The organism is Rhodobacteraceae bacterium D3-12, assembly GCA_025916135.1.
In the GTDB taxonomy this organism is placed as follows: Bacteria; Pseudomonadota; Alphaproteobacteria; order Rhodobacterales; family Rhodobacteraceae; genus JAKGBX01.
In genome coordinates, this window is record CP104793.1 from 2,133,694 (window position 1) to 2,154,125 (window position 20,432).

Here is a 20,432-nt window from a genome sequence, read left to right on the forward strand (position 1 = left end):
TGAATGACCCGCCCCGGGCTTGGCCCGGGGCCACTCGCTCTTGATCGGCGGCGCGCGCGCGGGTCAGAGCTTACGTCGGGATCACCCCCGCCGTTTCGTCACCGCTTCGAGACGCGCAACCATATCCCGTCCTTGCCACGTACCGTCAAATGCGCCACCGGCATCGCCGCGCGCCCTTCGACCAATTCAAACCGGTACGCCTTGACCAGCATCGACAGGATCAGCGGCCCCTCGACCATGGCAAACCCGGCCCCCGGACACACGCGCTGGCCGGCTGAAAACGGCATGTAAGCCTCGCGCAGACATTGCTTGCCGTTCTCCGTCTTGAACCGCTCGGGGTCAAATTCATCCGGCCGCTCCCACAAGCGTTCATGCCGGTGCAAATGCCACGGGCTCAAAACGATCTGACTGCCCTTTGGCACCTCCCGGTCACGAAACCGCTCCGGGCACGCCGCTTCGCGCACCATCATCGGCACCGGCGGGTAAAGCCGTAACGCCTCGCGAAACACATCCTTGCTCTGACGCAGCTTCGACACCGCCGAAAACTCTGGCTCCTGCGCCGCCAGCGCGCCCTCCGCCTCGGCTGCCAGCCGCTCCTGCCACTCCAGGTTCATCGCCAACAAATACAGCGCCCACGCCAAAGCCGACGCGCTCGTCTCATGCCCGGCAAGAAAGAAGATCGCCACCTGATCGACCATCTCCTCGGTGTCAAACCGCGCGCCCGTTTCCGGGTCTGGCGTGGTCATGATCTTGCTCGCCAAATCATCTGGCGCCGTGCCCGCCGCAATCGCGGCCATGCGCTCCGACGTCAGCTTGGTAATCAGCGCCCTGATCTCTGTGGCCGTGCGCTTGGTCTCGCGGCGATGAAACCGTGGGAACCACTTGGGCAGCGGTAGCAACGCCCCAAGGTTCAACACCGGCTGCGCCCGCTGATGCTCGCGAAACTTGGCGAAAACCTCACTCGCGACGTCATGCTCGATCGGGATCGAAAACAGCGTGCGGAAAATCACATCCGCCGCCGCGTGGCTCGCCTGTTCTTCGATCTCCACCGCCGCCCCATCGGCCTGCGCCTCCAACCGCGCCACCGCCGACACCCCGGCCTGCCACATCGCCGGAAACACCTCCCTCAGACGCCCGCCCTCGAACGCCGGATCAATGATCCGCCGCTGCCGCTTCCACGTCTCGCCATTGGTCACAAAAACCGAATTGCCCAACAGCGGCGCAAGCCCTTCGCGTATCCGGTTCGACTTCGGAAAATCATCCGGTCGCTCCTTCAAAACCAAATCAACCAGCGCCGGCTCGTTACACATATACGAGCGGAAAAACGGCGTGCGAAACTCGGCCATCCACGCCCGATAAAGCCGCCCCGGCTGCGCCGACAACAGATCCTGCCGAAACAGTTTCATATAGCGCCAGAGCGAGGTTTTCCCCTCTCTCGCCGGGGGTTTAGGCGGCAGCACTGTCATCACCCTCCACCGAGGTATATTTCGACACCGGAGTTTCGATCCGGCTCGCCGAAGGCTTGCGCCCGTCATATCGCGCCCCCAATGGCACCGGCCCCGCCGTGATGCGGAAATAGTCGTAATCACCGGGCCGATCAAACGCACAGAGATACTGGAAATGCAGGCGGAAAAACCGCCACCGCAACTCCTTCCAACGCGCCGCGCTCAAGGTCTGCGTAAACGCCGCCGAAATCACCAAAGGCCAGCGTTTGCCCTCCGGCGCGACCCCCGACACAGCCACCGGATCGCACAAAGCAAAGGCACAGCCATCCCCCGGCGCGGTCACGTCGATCCAGCTCAACTCATCGCGTTCCGACAGGAACCGCAAATCCCCACGCAGCCGCCCGGCTTTGGGCAGGAATGACACCATCGGCACCACCTGCCCCAACGACAGAAACGACAAGATCGGCCCGCCCTCCGGCACCCGCCCGTCGCGGATCAGATCGGCCAGAATCGACACCGCCAAATGCGCCCCCGACGAATGCCCAACCACCAGCACCTCGTCGCTCTGCGACAAAAGCGCCTCGGCTATCCGGTCACCAAACTCGGCCATGCGCGCTTCCAATTCCGGCGGGTTCGCGCCCTTGGACTGCGCCGAATAAGCGTAATCATGCATCAGGTAATAGGCGAAAAACTTGCCGTCCCTCTTCCTGAACCAGCGCAACACCAAATACGCCCCCAAAGGCAGCGTCAAAAACCACGCCAAGGCGCCCAACAACGCGCCATCCTCTGGCCCGGTGAACCGGTTCACGCCCCATTCCACCACGCTGCCCACGGCAAAGCCGATAACCGCCCCAACCACCAGCGCCAACAGCAGCTGCACCAGCAAAAACACCACCGGATAAAGCGCTGCAATCACCGGCCCCTTGCGCAGCTTCATCAACCGCCACAAGGCCCCCGATGCGATGTAAGTCCATGCCGTGCGCAGCAGCTGCGCATAGGTCGCCGCAATCCCCAACCCCATGCTGTCGCGCACGATATCGGACCACACCAGCACCTCGAAATCGGCCTGCGCCTCGGCACCCTCGATTTGACCAGTCACATGCCAGCCGTAATTTCCGCCCGAGGGTTTTGCCGCAAGTTCAAGGCTATAGCCGCTGATCTTCGCTTGCTCCGCGCCTTCCTTGCGATACAGCTCGCGATAGCGGCGCGGGTGAATCGGATCATAACCGGGGATATAAAACACCCGGCGGTTCTTGATCGCTTTGTGACCCATCTGGCCCATACTCATTCCTTCACCACTTGCCGCAACGCTAGTGCACGCTCCGGGCAAGAGTATGGCGTAACGCTGTCACAACCGGTCCAAAACCGCCCGCGCGGCGCGCAGCCCCGGCGCCTCGCCGCCCCGCCCCAACCGCTCCATCGTCAGGGCCAGCACCGCCGCTTGCGCCTCTGGCGCGTCAAGCACCTCTGATATGGCATCGGCCATCGGTCCGGCGCGGCAATTGTCCAACACATATTCGGGGATCACGCGGCTCTCGGTCACAAGGTTCACCAATGTCACCGTGTCGATCAAGGCCAGTCGCGGCAAAATCTGGCGGCTGATCCAGCCAAAGTCATAGCCGATCACCATCGGCGTCCCGCTCGCCGCCAACTCAAGCGACACGGTCCCCGACGCCGCCAAAGCTACATCCGCCGCCCTGAACGCCGCCCGTTTCGTGGCCGCAAACTCCGCCGCCTCCACCCCGCGCGGATCAAGCAATATCGGCGCCACGGACCAGCCCGCCGTGAGATCCTCCAACAGCCCCGCCACCGGCTCCGCCGCCGGGATCACCACACGCAACCCCGGCCGCGCTGTGATCACCTGACGCATCGTCTCGCCAAACCGCTCGGCCAGGCGCTCCACCTCGCCCCGGCGCGACCCCGGCAACATCAGCATCATCTCACCGTCGATGCCATGTGCCGCGCGAAAGCCCGCAACCTCGGCCTCGGTTGCCACCGGCTCATTCACCACCGGATGCCCGACAAAATCGCACGCCATCCCGGCGGCTTCCATATAGGGCGGCTCAAACGGCAATAACGCCAGCACATGGTCGATATACCGCGCCATCTTCGCCGCCCGCCCCGGCCGCCACGCCCAAACCGACGGCGCCACATAGTGGACCGTGCGAATATCCGATGCCGCCTTGATCCCCTTGGCCACGCGCAGCCCGAAATCTGGCGCATCAATCGTGATCACCACATCCGGTTGCCAATCTAGAGCGGCCTGCACCACCTGTTTTTTGCGCCCGATCAAATGCCACAGCTTGGGCAGCACCTCGGCCAGCCCCATCACGCTCAGCTCTTCCATCGGGAACAGGCTCTCAAGCCCCTCGGCGGCCATCATCGGCCCGCCAACACCGGCAAACTCAACCCCCGGTGCAAGTTGGCAAAGCCCGTCCATCAATGCCCCGCCCAGCCGGTCCCCCGACAGTTCGCCAGCAACAAGAAAGACCTTCACACGCGCCCCCAAAGCACCATGTTCATGGTATCAATGATCTCAAGAACCACCTTCGGGTCGATCACGATCACCCCCCCGGCCTCAAGCGCGATACCGTCCAACCCCGCCTCTGCGGCATTCAAAACAGTCACCGGCCCGATCACCGGCAAATCTGCCCGCCGGTCCTGTTCGGGCTTGGGCGCCTTGAACAGGATACCACCCGCGCCGGGTGCTTTGTGGTTTTCATCGGCCATCACCCTCAGCCAATCGCGCCCCGCCTCGGTCAGCTCCCCGGCATCATCCAGCGCCCATTCCTCAACCGGCGCATCGGGACGCGCCATATGGGTCATCGCCAGCGTGCCCAGCATGGCATCGGTGCCCGCCTCATCCTCGCGGGCCAAAACATGGCCCTTGCGGATCACACAGGCCTGCCCCAGATCGGCCTTGCCCATCTCGGCAACTATATCCTTGCCAACGCGGGCGTCGGCGTCATGGGCGCTGCGCGGCGCGCGCGCGCTCAACACACCGGCCTCGACCACCACTTTCGGGATCAACTCATGTGCTGCGCGTATCTTGAAACCGGTCTGCTCGAACACTTGCATGACAATGCGCAACGCCCCGTCATCGCCCTTGCTCAGCGCCTCCATGAACAGCGGCACCAACGGCTTGGTTTCCTCGTCCAATTTGGCCGGATCAATTGTCGGTCGCTCGATTGCCCCGCACAGGCACACATCGGTCACGCCCCGCCCGCCAAGCTCAAGCAACAGCGTGCCGAAAGTCTCCAACCGGAAGGTCATATCCACCTGAACCGAATCCGGCACATGCCCCTCTAGGGCGCAGACCAAAGGCCGCTCGCTCAACGCCCCGATCACCTTGGCAGGAAGCTTGCCCCTCCCCACAATCAAAGCCAGCATCGCTCTACCCCGGCGTCAAAAAGGACCGGTCCGAAGAGCCGGTCACAAAGGCAACGATCTCGCGCACATATTCGCTGTCGGTCTCTTCGCCCAACCGCCGCGCGCGCTCTTGAAACGCGCCTTCCCCCTGCGCCAGCATCTGAAACGCGGCACGCAGCGCAGTGATATCCGAGCGATCAACCCCCCGGCGCTTGAGCCCGACAAGGTTCAACCCGTCCAGCTGCCCACGCGGCCCCTGCACCAACCCATGCGGGATCACATCATTGGTCACCATGCTCAGCGCGCCAATGATGGCGCCCTTGCCGATGCGCACGAACTGGTGAATGCCACACAGGCCGCCAACCAGAACGTCGTCCTCAATGATGCAATGCCCGGCGATGGCAGAGTTGTTGACGATGATCACCCGGTCCCCGACCTGTGCATCATGCGCCACATGGCATCCGGCCATGAACAGCCCGTCATCGCCGACGCGGGTGATACCGCCGCCGCCCTCGGTGCCGGCGTTCATCGTGACATGCTCACGAATGCGGTTGCGCTTGCCAACGGTAAGCTTGGTCTTTTCGCCTTTGAACTTCAAATCCTGCGGGATCTCACCAATCACCGAGAACGAGAAAACAACCGTTTCGTCGCCAATCTCGGTGTCACCGGTGACAACCACATGCGATTTCAACTCGACACCACGGCCAAGCGTGACCTCTGACCCGACCAGACAGAACGGCCCGATGACACAGCCCTCTCCAATGACGGCCCCGTCCTCAATAATCGCTGAGGGGTGAATCTGCGCCATGCGCCTTACTCCTGCGGCAAGTCCATCATTGCGGTGAATTCGACCTCACAGGCCATTTCCTCGCCGACAACGGCGCGTCCGGCGAATTTCCACACCTTCGCCCCCGGCTTGCCCCGGATCGTCTCAAGATGCATTTCCAAAACGTCGCCCGGCGTGACCATGCGGCGGAATTTGCATTTGTCGATCGACATGAAATAAACCAGCATCTCGCGGTCTTCCATGCCAAGAGCGGTGCCCACCATCACGGCAGCGGTCTGTGCCATGGCTTCCACAATGGTGACCCCCGGCATGATCGGTTTGCCCGGAAAATGGCCTTGAAAATGCGGCTCGTTCATCGTGACATTCTTGATCCCGCGCGCGGTTTGATACCCGTCAATATCCTCGACCCGGTCCACCAACAGAAACGGGTAACGGTGCGGGATGATCCGCTGGATCAATCCGATATCGGCGCTTTTGAGATCACTCATGCTCGGTCCTTCTCAGAAAATGTGTAATCTGCCTAACAACTTGCCCCATGGGGGGCAAGCGTGGCGTTACTCTTGCGGTGCCGGTGTCGGTGCTACCGGCGCGACTTGGGTGGGCGCGACTTGGGTGGGAGCAGGGTCCGTGGGCGCAGGCTCTGGCGCCGTCTGGTCCAACGCACGCCCGTCTCCGATTGCCACGTCGATCCGCCGCGCGGCTTCCTCTGTGACATCCACAACCCCGGTGCTCAACAAAACCGCCCGCGTGTCCAACAAAACCGATGCCTGCGCCTCAACCATAAGCTCTTCCAGAACCGGTCGCGCCACGCTCAAAAACCGCCGCTCCGCCGTGTCGCGCGATTGCGCCAACGCCACGGCCTTGGCCTCCTGCTCGTTTCGCACTTGCCGCACCTTGGCATCGAACGCATCCGCCTTTTGGCGAAAGGCGTCCGGCGCCATGCCGGGACGCGCATCGGTCAAAGCCTTTTCTTCCTTGGCCAATTCGCCTTCGATCCGGCGGTTTTCCTCGGCCAAGGCCTCGCCTTCGGCTTCGATACTGGCGATCACCCGCTTGCCAAAGGCCGAATTCTGGAACAGCCGATTGGGATCAATCACCAGTATCGCGCTCTCCGGCAGGCCCAGCCCCTGCGCCATTACCGGCGCGGCAACGCCGCCCCCCATCATCAGGGACGCGGCAATCACCAGACAAAGCTGCCTCACCCGGCGCGCAACATCAAAGGACCCTCGTGTCCCCATCCCACCCTCAAAACTCGGTGCGAATGGTGAACTCGAAATTCTGCTCGATGTCATAGGTTTCTTTCTTCAGCGCCCGCGAGAAGTTAAGCCGCAGCGGCCCGATTGGCGTGGTCCAGAAGATCGACACACCGGCCACATGGCGCAGCGACATATCACGCCCCACCACATTGGCATTGACTGTGTCCAAGCCCCAGACCGAGCCGACATCATAGAACACACCACCGGTGATCCCGTATTCCTCGGGCAGCCCCAGCGGGAATTCCGCCTCGAACTTCGCGGTGACAAACATGTTCCCGCCAAGCGCGTCATTCACGCCTTCGCCCGCCACGATCTCACGCGGACCAATGCCGTCGGCGTCAAACCCGCGAATGATGTCGTCGCCATATAGGAAACGGTCGGTCACCCGGCTCGACCCGCCAAAGGTTTTCAGGATCCCGCCGACAAGCGTTGCACGAAGCGTCACTTCCTCGTTCAGGATCTTGGTTTGGCTCACCAGACGCGCTGTGGTTTTCAGCGATTCAACATCGCCACCCAGACCCGCAAAATCCTGGCTGAATTCAAACAGCACACCGGCATTCGGGTTCAACCCCGTCAGACGCGAGTCAAACGTATAGGTATAGCCCAGCGAGCTGCGCAAAAGATCGCCCTGCGCCGCTTCTCCGGCGATGATATCGCCCAGACATGAATCGGTCGATCCGTCGGCCATACAATCGCGCACACCATCCGCCGGCGTCGTATCCGTCAGATAATCATGGCTGATCCCCGACTGGTTCAGACCATACCGCACCCCAAACCGCGACCGCTCCCCGATCGGGAAATCAAGACCGAAGCTCAACCGCGCGATCTGCGTGTCATAAAGCGTGTCCGAGCTGTCAGTCTCCTGATAGCCAACGTCGAAATGGAACTCGACATCACGGCCAAGGAACGCAGGCTCGACAAACCGCATGCCATACACCTTGGTGTCCGTCGCCCCCGACGCGGAAAAGTTCAGCGTCTGACCACGTCCAAGGAAGTTGTTCTCCTGAAAGCTGACCACAAGACCAAAGCCGTTGTCGGTCGAATACGAGCCGCCAAAGGTCAGCGAGCCTGTGGTCGTTTCCTCAACGTCTACGTCAATGATCACCTTGTCGGCGCTCGACCCTTCACGCGCATTCACATCCGCCTTGCCGAAATAGCCAAGCGCGCGCACACGCTCCGCACTTTCACGGATCTCGCGCGGGTTAAAGGGATCGCCCTCAACCACCTTGAACTGGCGCCGCACAACCCGGTCCAGCGTGGTGGCATTGCCCTCCACGTCGATCCGCTCGACAAAAATCCGCGGACCTTTGCTCAGCACAAACTCGATATCCAGCGTCAGATCGCGGTCATTGCGGGTGATGCGCGGCTCAACCCGCAGGAAATCAATCCCCTTGCGAATGGCCAAACGCTCCATACGTGCGATCGAATTCTCAACCAAACTTGGTGAATACACGATACCGGGGCGCACCTTCAGGATCGCCTGAAACTCTTCGGCAATCGCCGCTGGCATCTCCGATGTCGTGGTGATCTCGCCAAAGCGGAACTGCTGCCCCTCTTCGACGTTGAACGTCACGAAGTACCCGTTGCGCTCGCGCGCCAATTCCGAGTTGATCGAAACCGTGCGGAAATCGACATACCCACGGCTCAGATAAAAGTCGCGCAGCACCTGTTGGTCAAACTGCAGCCGATCCTCAAGGAACGTGTCCTTCTTGATCAAAGCCCGCAACAAACCCGCCTGTTTGGTCTCAAGAACCCGGCGCAAACGACGGTCGGAATAGACTTGGTTGCCAACAAAACCGATCCGCTGAACCTCAACATTCCCGCCTTCGAAAATTTCGAACACAAGGTCAACGCGGTTGTCGGAACGGCGGATAATCTTGGGGCTTACCGCCGCGCCAAGACGGCCATTCTGGTTATAGGCTTCGGCAATGATTTCGGCGTCACGCTCGGCCTTTGTCGGGCTAAAGACAAGGCGCGAACGGCTCTTGATAAACCCGGCAAGGCCCTCGTCCTTGAGCCGCTTGTTCCCTTCAAAGCTGATCCGGTTGATCGTCGGGAATTCCTTGACCTTGATCGCCAGAGTGCCGCCACGCGGCTCAATCTCGACGCTCTCAAACAGGCCCGAGCCAAGAATGCGCTGATACGCGTCATTCAACTCGCCCGCAGACACCGTCTGTCCGCGCCCGATTCCCGCATACGACAGGATCGTGCCCGACTCGATCCGCTTGTTGCCCTCAATGTTGACGCTGTTAAAGCGATAGCTTTGCGCCTCTGCCGCATCTGGCAGAAGGCTCAACACCATTGAAAAGACAAGGAAAACCGCTGCGCACAGCGTTGTGAATTTTGTTTTCCGCTCGAAAAAGCCCACCGTGAGGCCCCAGTTTTTATTGGTCATTCTGCTACCCGCTCAGAAACCCCTTTAGGTTTGACTAAAGGTAATACACCAGGTTGTCAAAAACACAAAACGGACACCCCATATATAGTTGCCCGTCATAAGTCTGGTTGTGTGTTTGTCGGTGGGTCTGGGGGTGAATCTGACTGAGAATCGGCTCAAGCGCCCGCTTGACTGTCCGTGTTGATTGTCCGTGTTGATTGTCCGTGTTGATTGGGCGTGTCGACTGGACCCGCGCCAATTCCGGCGCAAAAAGCCTCAGATCAAAGCGAGCCGATCCACGCGCCTGCCAAAAGAGCGACGGCAATGGTGCAAATGTAAAGAATGCGGTCCCAGTTCAGGTTCCACAACAGGCTCAAGCCTCTGTATCCACGTTGGATCGTGTCCATTCTGCACCTCGGTTCAATCGTCTGAGGGCAACATGCAAACCAATTGTGACGAAAACAGGGGTCGAATTGTGGCAAGACTGTGGCAATTGCCCCTCCCCGGCAGCTGACACACCACACCTAGCGCCAAGGGAACAGGGCCAAAGTAACCGGGCCGCGCGCACGCAGCCCTGCAGAGTCTATCGCAGTCGTTCGTTCTGCCGCCCGTCCTTAGGGACAGAACAGGTCATTGGACAGCGCAAACAGCATGACCGACAACACCAGAGTAAGCCCGATGGTCATCAGAATGCGCAAGGCCTTGTCCGAAGGTGGCCGCCCGGCCACCGCCTCATAACCATAAAAGACCAGATGCCCACCATCCAGAACCGGAATCGGGAACAGGTTAAGCAGGCCCACGGCGGTGCTGAGAACAGCAATGAACCAGATAAAGTTCTCGGTGCCCTGGCTCGCCATCTGGCCGCTGACCTGTGCAATGCCGATTGGGCCCGACATGTTACAGCTCGAAATCGCGCCGGTAATCATGTGCCACAGCCCGCTGATCGAGCCTTCGATGATCCGCCCGGTCTGAACCACGCCCGCGCTCACCGCGGTGCCGACGCCGACATGCTCTGTCACCGGCTCAAACAGCAATCCGCCCGCAATCCCAATGCGCCATTCGGTCTTAAACCCGCCATCGCGCTGCGGCTCGTCCGTGCGCCGTGGCACAAGGGTAAAGTCCAACTCCTCTGCGCCCGCCGGGCCGGGGCGCCAGACCTTGAGCAACAAGGGCTTGCCCTCGCCGCCCTCAACCCGCTCCTTCAGCTGGTCAAACGCGAAAATCGGGTCGCCGTCCACATGGGTAATCACATCCCCAACCGCCAGCCCGATGCTATAGGCCGCCGATTGCGGTGCAAGCTGCGTGACCAGCGGCGGATAGGGGTAAGGCCCCTGCACCACCGCCTCGGTGCCATCGCGGCGCACCTTGTAATCCACAACCCGCGTGATCGGGATCAGGTCGCCAAAACTGCGAAACGCCGCCTCATCGTCAAAGCCGGGCACCTCGACGCCGCCCATAGCGAGCACCTCATCACCGCGTTTCAACTGCTGCACATCGCCGGGCAACGCCCGCAAATCACCCACCGTCAGCGGGTCGCGCGCCTCACCTTGGCTCAGGATCACACCGGCGAAAATCAGGATCGACAAGGCAAAGTTAAACACCGGCCCCGCCGCAACCGTCGCCGTCTTGGCCCAAAGCGGCGCGCCCGCCATCGTGTGCCTGCGCTCTTCGGGGCTCAGCTCGGCCACCGCCTCGCTATCGGTCCCGGCCGAGGCCGCATCGGCATCCCCCAGAAACTTCACATAGCCACCAAACGGAAGGGCCGCGATCTGCCAAAGCGTGCCGCGCTTGTCGGTGCGCGAATATAAAACCGGCCCAAAGCCAAGGCTGAACACCTCTGCCTTGATCCCCGACCAACGCCCGACAATATAGTGCCCGTATTCATGCACCGCCACGATGACCGACAAGGCCACAACAAATGCGACAAGGGTCAAGGCCACGCTGCCAAATTGCGGAATAAGTGCTGTAATGTCCAAAATCTCTGCCCGTTCCTCTGCCCGCCTTACCCCTCAGAGCGGGGCGGCGATGATGTCTTTTGCACGTCTGCGTGCCATTTGGTCTGCCTGCGCCACGTTATCAAGGGTCATTTCGGCGTCAATAAGGCCATTGTCGCGTTCAAGCGCCTCAAATGTCGCCTCAACGACTCGCGCCATATCGGTAAACCGGATCGCCCCGGCGATAAACCCGTCCAGCGCCTCTTCCTTGGCCGCGTTGAACACCGCCCCCGCCAAGCCGCCCCGCGCCATCACCACCCGCGCCAATCGCAACGCCGGATAGCGCGCCTCATCCGGCGCGGCGAAATTCAACTGTCCAACCTGCGCCAGATCAAGCCGCCCAACAGGAAGCGCCGCCCGCTCGGGCCAGTTCAGCGCATAACCGATCGCATGGCGCATATCGCTCACCCCAAGATGCGCCATCAACGCGCCGTCGCGAAACCCGACCAGCGCATGAACCAAGGATTCGGGATGCACCAACACTTCGATCTGCTCCGGCGCGATCCCGAAATATTCCCGCGTTTCAATGACTTCCAACGCCTTGTTAAACATCGACGCGCTGTCAATCGTGATCCGCTGCCCCATGTCCCAATTGGGATGGCTGCTCGCCTCCGCCACGCTCGCCCCGGCCAGTTTTTCCAGCGGCCAGTCGCGGAACGCGCCGCCGCTCGCGGTGATAATCACCCGCTCAACGGCGCTCATCTCCTCGCCGACCAACGCCTGAAACACCGCCGAATGCTCGCTGTCCACCGGCAACACGGTCGCGCCATGGGCCTTGGCCGTGTCCAGCAACAACGCCCCGGCTGTGACCAGCGATTCCTTGTTGGCCAGCGCCAGCGTGCTGCCCTGCTGCAAGGCCCGCAATCCCGGCTTTAGCCCGGCCGCGCCCACAATCGCGCTCATCACCCAATCGGCAGGCCGCGCTGCGGCCTCTACCAAAGCCGCCTCGCCCGCCGCCGCCTCAACCCCGGACCCGGCCAATGCGTCGCGCAACTCGCCCAAAAGCGCCTCATGCGCGGTCACAGCAAGATCGGCGCCAAGCCGGCGCGCATCCGCCGCCAGCTGCTCAATATTGCGCCCGCCACTCAACGCCACAACATCATAAGCCTCAGGCGCGCGCGCAATCAGATCAATCGTTGATTGCCCGATAGACCCCGTCGCGCCGAATATGGACACACGCCGCATCGCTAGGCCGCGATCAACATGATCAACGCCGCCACCGCAGCCGCGCCCACCATCCCGTCCATCCGGTCAAGCACACCGCCATGACCGGGGATCAGGTTCGAGCTATCCTTGATGCCCGCCTTGCGCTTCATCGCGCTCTCAATGATGTCACCCATCTGCGCCGCAAAGCACAACACCACCGCAAGCGGCACCGCCCATTGCACGCCAACACCAAATCCCGGCAGCACAAGCGCACCAAACACCCCGGCGCCAACCCATCCCGCGATGGTGCCTGACCATGTTTTCTTCGGGCTCACCGCTGGCCAGAACTTCGGCCCGCCAATCATCCGCCCCGCGAAATACCCCGCCACGTCCGAAATCACCACAATCGCCAGCAACGCCAAAACCGCGTTCACGCCGTTTTCACTGCGCGCAACCACCAAAAATCCGCCCGCGCCCAGCAATACAGCCCCGTAAAGCACCCCTTGCAACGCCCGCTCTTGCACCACCTGCACCAGCATCACAAAGCTCACGATCACCCCGCCGACCAATACCGTGGTCAGCAAGCCTGCGGATTTTTCCTCGGCCCACACGCGAGAGGCCAGATCAAGGCCCTCCGCCTCGCTGACCCCCAATCCCAAACCAAAAGCGGGCAAAATGCCAATCACCGGCAAAATGCCGACCAACAACCGCCGCTTGGGCGTGATACCCGGCTCGCACAGCCGCGCCAATTCCCAGAACCCGGCGCAAAGAATGGCCAAAACAAACAGGGTCCACACCATCTGCCCGCCCCACAAGGCGGCAATGGCGATCACCGCCAACACCACCCCCGACACGATCCGCATCCCAAGGTCGCCCCAGCGGGCCTTGACGCCCTCGCTCATGCCTTCACCCCACCAAACCGCCGGTCCCGCGACCCGTAATTCCCCAATAGTTTGGCAAAAACATCGGCCGAAAAATCCGGCCAAAGCGTGTCGATAAACTCGTATTCGGCATAGGCCGATTGCCACAAAAGGAAGTTGGAAATCCGCGCCTCTCCGCTAGTGCGGATCACAAGGTCAGGATCGGGTAAAACCCTTGTATCCAAATACCTTGTGAGGGTTTCTTCATTCACTTTTTCGGGGTCAATCTTCCCGGCGGCCACATCCTGCGCCAAGCGTTTCGTGGCGCGCGCAACCTCGTCGCGCCCGCCATAGTTCAGCGCGATGGTAAGATGCACCCGGTCATTGCCCGCCGTCAGCTCTTCCAACTCATCCATCAGCGCGATCAGCTTTTTATCAAGCCTGAGCCGGTCGCCGATGAAACGCACCCGCACCCCCTCTTCCTTGAGGGCGCGCGCCTCTTTGGTGATATAGCGGCGAAACAGGGTCATCAGCCCGGCAACCTCGACCTGCGTGCGCTTCCAATTCTCGGTCGAAAAGGCAAAAATCGTCAGGTATTTGACACCCAGATCGGGGCAGGCTTCGACAATCTCGCGCACCCGCTTGGCCCCGGCGTGATGGCCAAACAGACGCGGCCGCCCGCGCTGTGTCGCCCAGCGGCCATTGCCGTCCATGATGATCGCAACATGGCCCGGACCATTGCCCGCTCCCTCACCTTGCGGCGAACCGACTGACTGACTGCTGGTGTCTGACACGGCCATCGTCCTCCCCTTCAGGCCGCTTAAACCTGCATGATTTCTTCTTGTTTAGCCTCCAGAGCGTCATCAACCGACTTGATGAAACGGTCGGTCATGTCCTGCACTTCGGTTTCCCAGAACTTCTGGTCGTCCTCGCCCAGATGGGTGTCGGCCTTGGCTTTCTTGATCTGGTCCATGCCGTCGCGGCGCACGTTGCGCACGGCGACGCGGGCGTGTTCGGCATATTGCGCGGCCACGCGGGTCAAATCGCGGCGGCGCTCTTCGTTCAACTCGGGGATCGGCAGCATCACGATGGTGCCATTGGTCTGTGGGTTGATGCCCAAGCCACTGTTCATAATGGCTTTTTCCACCGCATTCACCAGCGATTTGTCCCAGACGTTGATCGTGACCATGCGCGGTTCGGGCACGTTCACCGTGCCCACTTGGTTCAGCGGCGTCGTCGCGCCATAGGCGTCAACCGTGATCGGGTCCAACATCGACGCACTGGCCCGCCCGGTTCTGAGCGAGGCAAACTCGGTGCGCATCGCGCCAAGCGCGCCGTTCATCCGGCGTTCAAGATCATCGGTATCGAGCATGAATTCTTCGTCGGCCATGTGCCGTTACTCCTCTGTTCCTCACGGCGGTTTCCCGCATGACGGGCACCGCGTCTTGTCTCTGCTATAAACGCAATGCGCAGGCTTTAGAAGCCCCGTGCGCGGCCGCGCACGCAACAAGGCCCCCTTCCGGGCACAACGTCAGCCTTGGACATAATGACACAACGGCGGGCGCAAATTGCCCTTGGCGGTCCAAGACATGCCCTCGCGCCACCCCGCCGCCATAGCGATCAGATCAAATTCAAACCACAGCCACGCGTTGATTGGCGGGTCGATCTTTTTCTCACTGGTCAAATCCGCGCCTTGCATTTCGGCGGTAAACTGCATCGCCGTCGGCGTACCGCGGGCGTCGCTGCACGGGGTCTGCGCCATCTGCCAACGCACGTATTTGGCAAAGTTTTCATCCGTGATGAAACTCTGGCTGCGCGCAATATCCTTGGCCTTCGCCACCTTGCCACAGTCCCCCATCAACACCTGTAACCCCGGCGGCGTTTGCAGCGGGCTGTCGCCATAAAACGTCAGATCACCGCTCAGGATATGCGCGGCGTAAAACCTCAGGAAGCTGTCATTGCCTGCCGGTGACGGATCGCGCTCTTTGAAAATGACCGACGCATCCTGCAGGTAACAGCCCTCGTAGCCATCGGCTGCGAATTGATCAAACGCCGTGGTGCTCACCTTGATCTCCGGCGCGTCCAGCGCGGTCTTGGTGGTGATCTCGGGCAGGCGAATGCTGCAAATCTCTTCACCCAGCACGACATAGCGGCCCTGCTGCACCGCCGTGCCGGCCTTCAGCGCGGCGTCGATCACACTGTCGATCTGCACTGCACTGAACCCCGCAGCAATGGCCTGCGCACGGCCCCGATTTTATTGATCGCGGCGGCGTCTGATCCCGCCTGCCCCGCGCCCGCCTCAATGGTACAGCCACGCGGCCCCAGAAAATCGCTCAAGCCGCCTTCGGCCCGCGCCGCACCGGCCAGCAGAGCAATACCAAGCCCGCAGCCGAGTCCAATGCCACGCGCGACCCGCTTCACCCGCCAACCGTCGTATAGGTGCCCTCACCGGCCAGAATGCCGCGAAATCCGCCCGGTTCATCAAGGCTAAAGACGATAATCGGCAACGTATTGTCACGCGCCAATGCAATCGCGCTGGCATCCATCACCTTCAGGTGCTTGGCCAGCACATCGTCATAGCTGATCCGGTCAAACCGCACCGCATCCGGGTTCGTGACCGGATCCTTGTCGTAAACCCCATCCACCTTGGTGCCCTTGAAAATCGCCTCACAGGCCATTTCGCTGGCCCGCAGCGTCGCCGCCGTATCGGTGGTGAAATACGGGTTGCCGGTGCCGGCGGCAAAAATGCAAACCCGCTTTTTCTCCAGATGGCGAACGGCGCGGCGGCGGATATAAGGCTCACAGACCTGATCCATCGGAATGGCCGAAATCACCCGCGTGAACACGCCGATCTCTTCCAACGCCGATTGCATCGCCAGCGCGTTCATCACGGTGGCCAACATCCCCATGTAATCCGCTGTGGTGCGCTCCATCCCCTGCGCGCTGCCTTGCAAGCCGCGGAAAATATTGCCGCCACCGATCACCATACAGATCTCGACGCCCAGATCGTGGACAGACTTCACCTCTTGCGCGATTCGCGCCACGGTCGGCGGATGCAGGCCAAACCCCTGATCCCCCATCAACGCCTCGCCTGAGATTTTAAGCATCACGCGTCGAAACGCGGCGCTGGTTCATTTCTCGACGCGGGCGCGGCATCCTGGCTCATGTGGGCACTCCATCTGGATAGCTGATGTGGAATTTGCCGCAAGATGTCGCAAATGCCCGCCAGTTTCAATGCACGAAATCCGTCGCGGATTTCGGCCTGTTTTCCGTCACGGAAAACCCCACCGCCCCCTCGCCACCCCCGGCAATTAAACGCAATGCGCGGTTTTCCCCATTTTCCACGGGCCAAAACGGCGCTATTGCCTCTGTCATGGCTGCGCTTACTGACATTATCGAAACCATCGACCCCGATGCGCCCGTGCTCATCGCCGGCCCCACAGCCAGCGGCAAATCCGCGCTCGCCCTCGCCATTGCCGAGGCCCAAGGCGGCACCATCGTCAATGCCGACGCGCTTCAGGTCTTTGCCAATTGGACCGTCCTCACCGCCCGCCCTGCGGCAGAGGACCTCGCCCGCGCGCCGCATGCGCTCTACGGGCATGTGCCGGGAGGTCAGAGCTATTCCGTCGGCCACTGGCTGCGCGATCTCGACCCGTTTCTTGCCCATCGCCCGATCATCACCGGCGGCACCGGCCTCTATTTCTCCGCCCTCACCGAAGGGCTGGCCGAGATCCCCGCAACCCCGCCCGCAATCCGCGCCCGCGCCGACACCCTGTCGCGTGACACCATGCTCGCCGCCCTCGACGCGGCCACTCTGGCCCGGATCGACACGCAAAACCCCGTGCGCGTGCAACGCGCTTGGGAGGTGCAGGAAACCACCGGTCGCGGCCTCGCCGACTGGCAGGACAGCACCCCGCCGCCCCGCCTGCCGCTATCGCACTGCACCGCGCTTGTGATCGACGCGCCCAAAGACTGGCTCACCCCGCGGATCGAACAACGCTTTGATCTGATGCTCGCAGGCGGCGCCCTTGAAGAAGCCCGCGACAACCTGCCCGATTGGGACCCCAAGCGCCCCTCGGCGCGCGCCATCGGTGCGCCCGAACTCATCGGCTACCTCAACGGCGAGATGACGCTGGAACAGGCCCGCAGCGCCGCCATCATCGCCACGCGGCAATACGCCAAACGACAGCGCACATGGTTTTCCAAGCGCATGAAAGACTGGCATCGCCTCTCAATGGCTTGACCTTTTGCAATCAGGGCAACAAGATTTCCCCAATGATCAAGGCCATTACTAGCACTTTCACAACACGCATCGCGTTTCACCCATGTCCCCCACGAACACCACGAGCACCACGCCCCCCGCGCCCATAGCCGCCAGTGCCATAACCGGCGACACCACCCCCGACCTGCGCCCGCTCGCCCGCTACATGGGCAAAGACGGCTGGCGGCTTGCCCTGCAACACAGCCGCACAGATCACCTCCTGATCCGCTTCATCCGCGCGGGTGGCCACACCATCCTCAACGGCACCCGCCACGCGCTCAGCGCAAATGCCGCGCTGTTTGTCCCGGCGGGCACGCTGTTTTCGCTCTCCCCCGGACCTCAGAGCATGGGGCAAGTGCTGCGCATTCCGCCCGGTGCGGACATCCTTGTGCCGACAACGCCGCACCTGCTGCGCTTGCCGCAAGTTCAGGAGCAAGCCGCCCTCACCCGCCTGATCGACGCCATGTCAGCCGAGGAAGAGACCAACGCCGCCTTCCACGGGGCTGCTGCCCGCGCCCATGCCACGCTGCTTGCCATCTGGTTGCGCCGCACGCTTCTTGAGCATGCGCCAAGCGCCGCACCCCGCCCCGACCAACGCCTCGCCGCCGCGTTTGCCCCGCTCGTCGCGGCGCGTTATCTCGCCAATCCGACCGTGGCACAGCTTGCCCAAGAGCTTGGGATCACCGCCACCCACCTGTCACGCGCCTGCAAATCCGCATCCGGCCTCAGCGCCGCGCAAATGCTGGCCGAATGCTCGCTGCATGCCGCCCGCACGCTCCTGTCTGACAGCGATCACCCGATCAATCACATCGCCAGCCACTTGGGATTCGGTAGCCCGGCCTATTTTTCCCGCTTTATTCAACGCCATACAGGCCATTCCCCGCGTGATTTGCGCCGCACAGCCCATGCCCGCCGCCCTTAATCGCGCCGAAATGTCACAACCCATCCGCATCGGTTCAGCCATGCCAGCAAAGGCAGATGACGCTTTTAGACAAGTGAAATGTCGCTTTTTTACCACCAAATGACGAATCCTGCCGTTGACGCCGGGGGGTAAACCGTGCGGAAATGAAGGCGGGATAGAGGGGAGCTGGCCGAATAGCATAAAAACCGCAAACGTGGCCTACCCCCAAACAACACAAGCAAAAAACCTACGTTTCTCAGGGAGATAGCGAATGAAGAAATCCACAATCAACGGAAAACCGCCCCACAAGGCCGCGCTGATGTACGCCGAGGAATTCAAGGAAGGCAAACTCAGCCGCCGCGAATTCCTTGCCCGCGCCTCGACCTTTGGCGTCACCGCCGCTGCGGCTTATGCGATGGGCGGCCTCACCATGCCCGCCGAAGCAGCCAGCCACGCGATGCCCAAAAAGGGCGGCACCCTGCGTGTTCAAATGAACGTGCGCGAGCTTAAAGACACCCGCACCTATGACTGGTCGGAAATCGGCAACGAAACCCGCGGCAACCTCGAATACCTCGTTGAATATAACAACGACGGGACATTCCGTGGCATGCTGCTGGAAAGCTGGGAAATCAACGACGACGCCACGGTCTATACCCTCAACGTCCGCAAGGGCGTGAAATGGGACAACGGCGACGATTTCACCGCCGAAGACGTGGCCCGCAATATCTCGCGCTGGTGCGAAAAATCGGTCGAAGGCAACTCGATGGCCGGTCGCGTCGCCACGCTGATCGACGAAGAAAAAGGCATGGCCGGCGACGGCGTGATCGAAGTGGTCGATAGCCACACGGTCAAACTCAACCTGCCCAAGCCCGACATCTCGCTGATCGCCGGTTTCTCGGATTACCCCTCTGCCGTGGTGCACAGCAGCTATGACGCGGCCCAGACCCAAACCGCCGTCGGCACCGGCCCCTATGCCCTTACCGAGCTTGAAGTCGGCGTCAAAGCCGTGCTCACGCTCAAGGAAGGCCACACATGGTGGGGCACCGAAGTCTATGGCGGCCCATACCTTGACCGCATCGAATATATCGACTTCGGCACCGATCCGTCGTCGTGGCTCGCCGCGATCGAGGCGGACGAAGTCGATATGCTGCATGAATCCGTCGGTGAATTCATCGACGTGTTCGACGGGCTCGGCCTGCAGAAATCCGAAGTTGTGACCATGGCGACCATCGTCGTGCGCCCCAACCAGCTGGCCGAAGTCGATGGCAAGAAACCCTACGCCGACAAGCGCGTGCGTCAGGCGATCAACATGGCCGTCGACAACAACGTGCTGCTCGAACTCGGCTATGGCGGGCGCGGCGTTACGGCGACCAACACCCACCTCGGCCCGGTTCACCCCGAGTATGTCGAAGTGGCAGCGCCCAAGCATGACCCCGTCGCCGCCAAGGCGCTGATGGAAGAAGCCGGCATGCTCGACTTTGAGCATGAGCTGATGTCGATCGACGATGACTGGCGCCGCAACACCAACGATGCCGTCGCCGCACAAATGCGCGACGCTGGCTTCAAGGTGAAACGCACCGTGCTTCCGGGCAATACCTTCTGGAACGACTGGACGGGCTATGCCTTTAGCTCGACCAACTGGAACCACCGCCCGCTTGGCGTTCAAATCTGGGCGCTGGCCTATAAATCGGGCGAAGCGTGGAACGAATTTGGCTGGGCCAACCCGGAATTCGACGCCCTCCTCGCCGATGCCCTCTCGATCGCGGACGCTGAAAAGCGCAAAGAGATCGCCGGGAAATGTGCCGCCCTCATCCAAGAAGAAGGCGTCACCATCCAACCTTACTGGCGCTCGCTCTATCGTCACTTCAAAGAAGGTCTGGTGGGCACCGACATGCACATCGCCTTTGAGCACCACCACTACAAATGGGGCCTCGCCGGCTAACCGGCCACGCCCAATAAGGGGGCGCGCATCCTTGCCGCGCCCCCGACACGCACCGCCCCCTAAAACTCATAATATCAACGGCGGCGCGTTCCACGGT

The 20,432-nt window shown here is 61.5% G+C and carries 20 protein-coding genes; 3 read left to right on the forward strand and 17 right to left on the reverse strand.

Going from position 1 to position 20,432, the window contains the following annotated elements; translation table 11 throughout:
• Nucleotides 1-98: 98 nt before the first annotated feature.
• From N4R57_10490 to pyrH, 17 genes are all read right to left on the reverse strand, one after another.
• Nucleotides 99-1,466: a cytochrome P450 gene (locus N4R57_10490; protein UYV39383.1), complete on the reverse strand. Its 1,368-nt coding sequence runs from the start codon at nucleotides 1,464-1,466 to the stop codon at nucleotides 99-101.
• Nucleotides 1,447-2,727: a hypothetical protein gene (locus tag N4R57_10495; GenBank protein ID UYV39384.1), complete on the reverse strand. Its 1,281-nt coding sequence runs from the start codon at nucleotides 2,725-2,727 to the stop codon at nucleotides 1,447-1,449. Before N4R57_10495 ends, N4R57_10490 begins: the two co-directional genes overlap by 20 nt.
• A gap of 66 nt (nucleotides 2,728-2,793) precedes the next feature.
• Nucleotides 2,794-3,942, reverse strand: a complete 1,149-nt coding sequence (lpxB, locus tag N4R57_10500; GenBank protein ID UYV39385.1) for a lipid-A-disaccharide synthase — start codon at nucleotides 3,940-3,942, stop codon at nucleotides 2,794-2,796.
• Complete coding sequence (gene lpxI, locus N4R57_10505; GenBank protein ID UYV39386.1) at nucleotides 3,939-4,835, reverse strand: UDP-2,3-diacylglucosamine diphosphatase LpxI; 897 nt, start codon at nucleotides 4,833-4,835, stop codon at nucleotides 3,939-3,941. The genes lpxB and lpxI overlap by 4 nt, the downstream gene beginning before the upstream one ends.
• Before the next feature lie 4 nt (nucleotides 4,836-4,839).
• Entirely contained in the window at nucleotides 4,840-5,622 is a 783-nt protein-coding gene (lpxA, locus tag N4R57_10510) for an acyl-ACP--UDP-N-acetylglucosamine O-acyltransferase (GenBank protein ID UYV39387.1), read from the reverse strand.
• A 5-nt stretch (nucleotides 5,623-5,627) separates the two neighbouring features.
• Nucleotides 5,628-6,089, reverse strand: a complete 462-nt coding sequence (gene fabZ / locus N4R57_10515) for a 3-hydroxyacyl-ACP dehydratase FabZ (GenBank protein ID UYV39388.1) — start codon at nucleotides 6,087-6,089, stop codon at nucleotides 5,628-5,630.
• A 66-nt stretch (nucleotides 6,090-6,155) separates the two neighbouring features.
• On the reverse strand, nucleotides 6,156-6,785 hold the full coding sequence (locus N4R57_10520; protein UYV39389.1) for an OmpH family outer membrane protein: 630 nt from the start codon (nucleotides 6,783-6,785) through the stop codon (nucleotides 6,156-6,158).
• Between the two features lie 61 nt (nucleotides 6,786-6,846).
• Nucleotides 6,847-9,159, reverse strand: coding sequence for an outer membrane protein assembly factor BamA (gene bamA, locus N4R57_10525; protein ID UYV39556.1), 2,313 nt, complete (start codon nucleotides 9,157-9,159; stop codon nucleotides 6,847-6,849).
• 353 nt (nucleotides 9,160-9,512) lie between these two features.
• Nucleotides 9,513-9,638: a hypothetical protein gene (locus N4R57_10530; protein UYV39390.1), complete on the reverse strand. Its 126-nt coding sequence runs from the start codon at nucleotides 9,636-9,638 to the stop codon at nucleotides 9,513-9,515.
• A gap of 207 nt (nucleotides 9,639-9,845) precedes the next feature.
• Entirely contained in the window at nucleotides 9,846-11,207 is a 1,362-nt protein-coding gene (gene rseP, locus N4R57_10535) for an RIP metalloprotease RseP (protein ID UYV39391.1), read from the reverse strand.
• Between the two features lie 33 nt (nucleotides 11,208-11,240).
• Nucleotides 11,241-12,410, reverse strand: coding sequence for a 1-deoxy-D-xylulose-5-phosphate reductoisomerase (gene dxr, locus N4R57_10540; protein ID UYV39392.1), 1,170 nt, complete (start codon nucleotides 12,408-12,410; stop codon nucleotides 11,241-11,243).
• A 2-nt stretch (nucleotides 12,411-12,412) separates the two neighbouring features.
• Nucleotides 12,413-13,273, reverse strand: coding sequence for a phosphatidate cytidylyltransferase (locus N4R57_10545; GenBank protein UYV39393.1), 861 nt, complete (start codon nucleotides 13,271-13,273; stop codon nucleotides 12,413-12,415).
• A complete protein-coding gene (locus N4R57_10550; protein ID UYV39394.1) occupies nucleotides 13,270-14,031 on the reverse strand; it encodes an isoprenyl transferase in 762 nt (253 codons plus the stop codon). Before N4R57_10550 ends, N4R57_10545 begins: the two co-directional genes overlap by 4 nt.
• Nucleotides 14,032-14,051: 20 nt before the next feature.
• Nucleotides 14,052-14,621 (reverse strand): ribosome recycling factor, encoded by a 570-nt coding sequence (gene frr / locus N4R57_10555; protein UYV39395.1) that lies wholly within the window; start codon nucleotides 14,619-14,621, stop codon nucleotides 14,052-14,054.
• Between the two features lie 141 nt (nucleotides 14,622-14,762).
• The gene (locus tag N4R57_10560; GenBank protein UYV39396.1) at nucleotides 14,763-15,443 is read right to left on the reverse strand and encodes a hypothetical protein; all 681 of its coding nucleotides are present in this window, start codon (nucleotides 15,441-15,443) and stop codon (nucleotides 14,763-14,765) included.
• Nucleotides 15,425-15,652 (reverse strand): hypothetical protein, encoded by a 228-nt coding sequence (locus N4R57_10565; GenBank protein ID UYV39397.1) that lies wholly within the window; start codon nucleotides 15,650-15,652, stop codon nucleotides 15,425-15,427. Before N4R57_10565 ends, N4R57_10560 begins: the two co-directional genes overlap by 19 nt.
• Nucleotides 15,649-16,338 (reverse strand): UMP kinase, encoded by a 690-nt coding sequence (gene pyrH, locus N4R57_10570; GenBank protein UYV39398.1) that lies wholly within the window; start codon nucleotides 16,336-16,338, stop codon nucleotides 15,649-15,651. Before pyrH ends, N4R57_10565 begins: the two co-directional genes overlap by 4 nt.
• A gap of 266 nt (nucleotides 16,339-16,604) precedes the next feature.
• On the opposite strand from pyrH, the gene miaA reads away from it, so the two are divergent.
• The 3 genes from miaA to N4R57_10585 all read left to right on the forward strand — a co-directional run bounded on the left by miaA (nucleotide 16,605) and on the right by N4R57_10585 (nucleotide 20,335).
• Nucleotides 16,605-17,474: a tRNA (adenosine(37)-N6)-dimethylallyltransferase MiaA gene (gene miaA / locus N4R57_10575; protein UYV39399.1), complete on the forward strand. Its 870-nt coding sequence runs from the start codon at nucleotides 16,605-16,607 to the stop codon at nucleotides 17,472-17,474.
• Nucleotides 17,475-17,556: 82 nt separating this feature from the next.
• On the forward strand, nucleotides 17,557-18,414 hold the full coding sequence (locus N4R57_10580) for a helix-turn-helix transcriptional regulator (protein ID UYV39400.1): 858 nt from the start codon (nucleotides 17,557-17,559) through the stop codon (nucleotides 18,412-18,414).
• 250 nt (nucleotides 18,415-18,664) lie between these two features.
• Complete coding sequence (locus N4R57_10585) at nucleotides 18,665-20,335, forward strand: ABC transporter substrate-binding protein (GenBank protein UYV39401.1); 1,671 nt, start codon at nucleotides 18,665-18,667, stop codon at nucleotides 20,333-20,335.
• Nucleotides 20,336-20,432 lie beyond the last annotated feature (97 nt).

Excerpts from the sequence above, each read along its gene's own strand:
- N4R57_10490 (UYV39383.1), bottom strand. The coding sequence starts at position 1,466 with ATGACAGTGCTGCCGCCTAAACCCCCGGCGAGAGAGGGGAAAACCTCG.
- N4R57_10495 (UYV39384.1), bottom strand. The coding sequence starts at position 2,727 with ATGGGCCAGATGGGTCACAAAGCGATCAAGAACCGCCGGGTGTTTTAT.
- lpxI (UYV39386.1), bottom strand. The coding sequence starts at position 4,835 with ATGCTGGCTTTGATTGTGGGGAGGGGCAAGCTTCCTGCCAAGGTGATC.
- lpxA (UYV39387.1), bottom strand. The coding sequence starts at position 5,622 with ATGGCGCAGATTCACCCCTCAGCGATTATTGAGGACGGGGCCGTCATT.
- fabZ (UYV39388.1), bottom strand. The coding sequence starts at position 6,089 with ATGAGTGATCTCAAAAGCGCCGATATCGGATTGATCCAGCGGATCATC.
- bamA (UYV39556.1), bottom strand. The coding sequence starts at position 9,159 with ATGGTGTTGAGCCTTCTGCCAGATGCGGCAGAGGCGCAAAGCTATCGC.
- N4R57_10530 (UYV39390.1), bottom strand. The coding sequence starts at position 9,638 with ATGGACACGATCCAACGTGGATACAGAGGCTTGAGCCTGTTGTGGAAC.
- dxr (UYV39392.1), bottom strand. The coding sequence starts at position 12,410 with ATGCGGCGTGTGTCCATATTCGGCGCGACGGGGTCTATCGGGCAATCA.
- N4R57_10545 (UYV39393.1), bottom strand. The coding sequence starts at position 13,273 with ATGAGCGAGGGCGTCAAGGCCCGCTGGGGCGACCTTGGGATGCGGATC.
- N4R57_10550 (UYV39394.1), bottom strand. The coding sequence starts at position 14,031 with ATGGCCGTGTCAGACACCAGCAGTCAGTCAGTCGGTTCGCCGCAAGGT.
- frr (UYV39395.1), bottom strand. The coding sequence starts at position 14,621 with ATGGCCGACGAAGAATTCATGCTCGATACCGATGATCTTGAACGCCGG.
- pyrH (UYV39398.1), bottom strand. The coding sequence starts at position 16,338 with ATGCTTAAAATCTCAGGCGAGGCGTTGATGGGGGATCAGGGGTTTGGC.
- miaA (UYV39399.1), top strand. The coding sequence starts at position 16,605 with ATGGCTGCGCTTACTGACATTATCGAAACCATCGACCCCGATGCGCCC.
- N4R57_10580 (UYV39400.1), top strand. The coding sequence starts at position 17,557 with ATGTCCCCCACGAACACCACGAGCACCACGCCCCCCGCGCCCATAGCC.
- N4R57_10585 (UYV39401.1), top strand. The coding sequence starts at position 18,665 with ATGAAGAAATCCACAATCAACGGAAAACCGCCCCACAAGGCCGCGCTG.